Genomic DNA, 3,994 nt, shown 5'->3' with positions numbered 1-3,994 from the left:
TGGCGTCGTCGTGCCCAGCGCGAGGGTCTCGACGTCCTCCCGAGAGACGCTGCTCGCCTCAAGTGCGTCCGTCGCGGCCTCGACGGCCATTGTCACGGCGTCCTCGTCGTAGCCGGGGACGCGCTTCTCCGAGATGCCTCGCGCACGGAAGCCGTCCCACGCCTCGCCGATTTCCTCGGCGCTCACGACGCCGCGCGGGACGTATGCACCCGCACTCTCGATGCCGTTCATGCCCATCCCTCCTCGTAGACCGTGACGACTACCGCACCGCCCGATCCACCGACGTTCTGGCTGAGCCCCCGGGACAGTCCGTTGACCTGCCTGTCGCCGGCCTCGCCGCGCAGTTGCTTGAACACCTCGACGGCCTGGCCGGCCCCGGTCGCGCCGATGGGGTGTCCTTTCGATTTGAGGCCGCCGGAGAGGTTGACCGGTCGCTCGCCGTCAGGCTCGGTCGCACCGCTCGCAACATATTCGCCGCCGGTACCCGGTTCGCAGAACCCGAGATCCTCGTACGCCATCAGCTCCGCGATGGAGAAGCAGTCGTGGACTTCGGCAAAGTCGATATCATCCGGGGTGCAACCGGCTTCGTCGTAGGCCTGGTCTGCGGCCTCGCTGGTCGCGGGGATGCTCGTGACCGTCGGTCGCTGGAAGAGACCGACGCGACCGCTGGCCTGGCCGGTGCCAGCGACTCGGATGGGCGTGTCCGTGACTTCTTCGGCGACGTCACGGCTAGTGAGGAGGACAGCGCTCGCGCCGTCGGAGGTCGGACAGCAGTCGTAGAGGTTCAGCGGATCGGCGACGGTCATCCCGTTCATCGCGTCGTCGAGCGAGCACTCGAAGCCGAGATGAGCATGGGGGTTCTTCGCGCCGTTCGCATGGTTTTTGACGGCCACGCGTGAGAGGTGTTCGCGAGTCGTGCCGTGCTCGGCCATGTGTGCGTCGGCCATCTGGGCGTAGACGCCGGCGAACGTGGTTCCTGCCATTCGCTCCCACTCGGTCTCGCCGGAGACGCCGAGCCAGTAGCGGGTCTGCTCGCCGCTCATGTCGTTCATCACTTCGATGCCCCCGGCGAGTGCGACGTCGGCGACGCCCGAGCGAATAGCGAGGACGGCCTGTCGGAGTGCGACGCTGCTCGCGGCGCAGGCGTTCTCCACGCGCGTACACGAGGTACCGTCGAGGCCGACGTGCTCCGTGACAGCCGGCCCGGCGAGACCGAGCTGACGGCCACCCACACCGAGCGTCCCGACGTACGCCTCGTCAATTCGGCTTCGGTCGAGATCGCCGTCAACGGCGTCGAGGGCGCCCTCGAACGCCGTCGAGAACAATGACCGATACGATTCGTCGGGGAACGACCCGAAGTCGGATTGGGCCGCGCCCACCATGTACACGTCTCGCATGATTCTCCCTACGGTGAACCACTATGTAAAGGACACGCACTCGGTAGATCGCGGGTCTCGTCCACTCGTCGTGCGGTCATCGAGTTCGGAGCGGAGTCTATCATTATCGAACAGGCACTCCCGATCATTTTATATAACTCAAATCGGCATGGTTCTGCACACTCTGTGACACCGCTGCTGGGGCCAGACATCTGTGTTCGAACCGTGTTCTCACCCATCGCAGCCGCACTCTGGGATACTGCACTCATCACGTTCTTTCATTATCGAACTGAGGGTGTCCGGCCGACGACACCGCTCGGATCCGTCCGTCGATGGCTGCCTCCAGCGGCTCGAAACCGAATCGAATAATTATTGGTCTACTAGATTGTACGTTAACACATGTCCAGACAGATGCGCTGCGCCGCACGCGACACCGCGGCGGGAACCGGCGACGACAGCGACGCGTTCGACCAGACTCGCACGTCCATTGGGGGTGGGGCTAATGTACGAAATCCTCATCCCGATCGACGACGAGAACCGCGGCATTCGTCAGGTTGAATCCGTCCTCGACATGCCGTTCGACGTGGCGGACATTCACGTCACCCTCCTCCACGTCTTCACGGAGAACCCGGAGGGCGCCTCGGTGAGCCAGGTCGGCGCGATTCACGACGCCCGTGACCTCCTCGAGGAGGCCGACATCGAGATCACGCTCGCTGAACGGAGCGGTACGCCCGCCGCCGAGATCATCGCCGAGGCGAACGACCGCGACGCCGACCTCATCGTCCTCGCCGGCCGGGCGCGTTCGCCGACCGGGAAGGCGCTCTTCGGCAGTACGACCCAGCAGGTCATCCTCGACACGGATCGCCCGGTCGTCGTCCACAGCGTCAGCCAGGACTGACACTACTCCGGCCCGCTCGATGCGGGCTTTTTCGACATACGCGTTCGCGTCACATCGGCTCCCTTCGACAGCGCTATTCGTGGGTCGATCGGCGCGCGCTCGTCGACCCTCCGCCGTGCTCCTCCCCCCCCCCTGCTCTGACAGGCTGACAACCGGGCCACTCACTGCTGCCCGCACCTACTGATCACCACTCCTGTCTACCTCGAGTAAGCGGGTGACAGTCACCCGGTGATCGCACCCCCGTGAACACGATAGCTCATGTCCCACGGGGCGAAACGGCGCGTATGCGGCCCTCGATGAAAAACAGCGGCTGACTCCATTACCGGCCGATTCGGAGGCGTACGGCCCCTACGACCGATTCGGAGGCGTACGGCCCCTACGACCGATTCGTCTACCGCTCCGATCGTTGGTGCCGCCACCTCACGGCGCATGGTGGCGACGCGCTGAACGAACCAGAGCTACGCGCCGTGCTCGACGGGCGTCTGATCGCCTCAGATCGGACTTCGGTGATGTTCGCGCCGTCAGACGGTGTATCTGGCGTTTCTGTGGTCAGTCATGCTCGAACGTGGGTGTGGCGCCCTAAACTGTCCCGTCTTCACATCGCTGCTCGGGTGAGGCGTCGCCTCCCTCGCAAAATAAGCCGGGGATACCGTTCTGCTCCGCCGGCAAAAGCGTTCAGGTTAGTCGGGAGTGGTGCTCCGATACGTGCTGCGACTGAGACCGTGCGATTTCTCAGTGTCCGTCCTCAAGCACGACTGTCTCAGCGGCGATAGCGGCTGCTTTGGGTCAGGCCCTCTGAAGCGACACGAGCGGGCGATGTAGATCGCCATGCTACACCATTCGGTAAGAGTATAACTATTATATACAACATCAATATTTGATAGTTCGGGCGACGGGCGCCGCCGTTCGATCAGACATAGCTCGAGACAGAAAGCCGAGCTACAGCTCCTCGACGGCAGTAACTCCGATCACGTCGGGTTCGATGCGACTGTGATCCAACGCAACAGCGATCCCCTCTGGCCGTACGTTGTGGTGATTCCGGCATGAGTCGACCGCTGTATGTGAACATTCCTCACAAGGAATCAAGCGATTACCGAAATGTTCCACACGAACCTCCGTGACACACATCTCGTCGATTCCGTGCCCCGACCCTGGGCGGCGCTCGACGGGTACTCTCGATTCCAGCGTGAACGCCGCGGAAGCGGATCACGTTGGACGTGTCTGCCAAGAAGTAAAACGACGAACTAGCCACTTCTCGAACTATTTCGGTTACACCGACGCTGAGACTGTCGGGAATCGGTTGCAGTCGCTCACTTTCGCATCGAACCAGCGTCGTTGCCCACTATCGACCGGGCGTACGCTCATTGCAATTACGAGGGGGTGGGATAGAATAAGTGGCACACAAAAGTCGAATTACTGATAGTAGATAACAAGAAATCGGTTCAAAATACCGTGCACTCGGTGCACGGAGATTAGAATCGGTCAAATAGTGTTCTTTCGTAATGACTTACTGACTATTACTATTCGACTCGGGATACGTCTGACTGGTCTGAGCCGGTACCTCGTCAACGTCGTCGTATTCAGAGCGGAACTTGCCTTGTTGAACGCAAGACTGCGTCGGGGTAGGGTCGATAACTTACGACTTCACGGCGTCAAAGACCGGTTCTTACACTCAGAAGATGCAGTAGCTGCTGCTGGCGGTGTTCGTCGAAGGATCAAA

Annotated in this window: 2 protein-coding genes and 1 pseudogene; 1 reads left to right on the top strand and 2 read right to left on the bottom strand. The window is 61.7% G+C overall.

The window, feature by feature from the left end; all coding sequences use genetic code 11:
* Positions 1-231: pseudogene (locus LPA44_RS17835) on the bottom strand (hypothetical protein); the annotation flags it as partial.
* Positions 228-1,397 (bottom strand): thiolase domain-containing protein, encoded by a 1,170-nt coding sequence (locus tag LPA44_RS17830; protein WP_230890827.1) that lies wholly within the window; start codon positions 1,395-1,397, stop codon positions 228-230. The pseudogene LPA44_RS17835 and the gene LPA44_RS17830, both read right to left, overlap by 4 nt.
* Positions 1,398-1,878: 481 nt before the next feature.
* Here LPA44_RS17830 and LPA44_RS17825 point away from each other — a divergent pair, with 481 nt between their 5' ends.
* The gene (locus tag LPA44_RS17825) at positions 1,879-2,274 is read left to right on the top strand and encodes a universal stress protein (protein WP_230890826.1); all 396 of its coding nucleotides are present in this window, start codon (positions 1,879-1,881) and stop codon (positions 2,272-2,274) included.
* Positions 2,275-3,994 lie beyond the last annotated feature (1,720 nt).

The organism is Halobacterium sp. KA-4 (assembly GCF_021028995.1).
Taxonomy (GTDB): domain Archaea; phylum Halobacteriota; class Halobacteria; order Halobacteriales; family Halobacteriaceae; genus Halobacterium.
The sequence above is the reverse complement of the archived record's forward strand: the minus strand, read 5'-3'. Positions and strand labels throughout refer to the sequence as shown.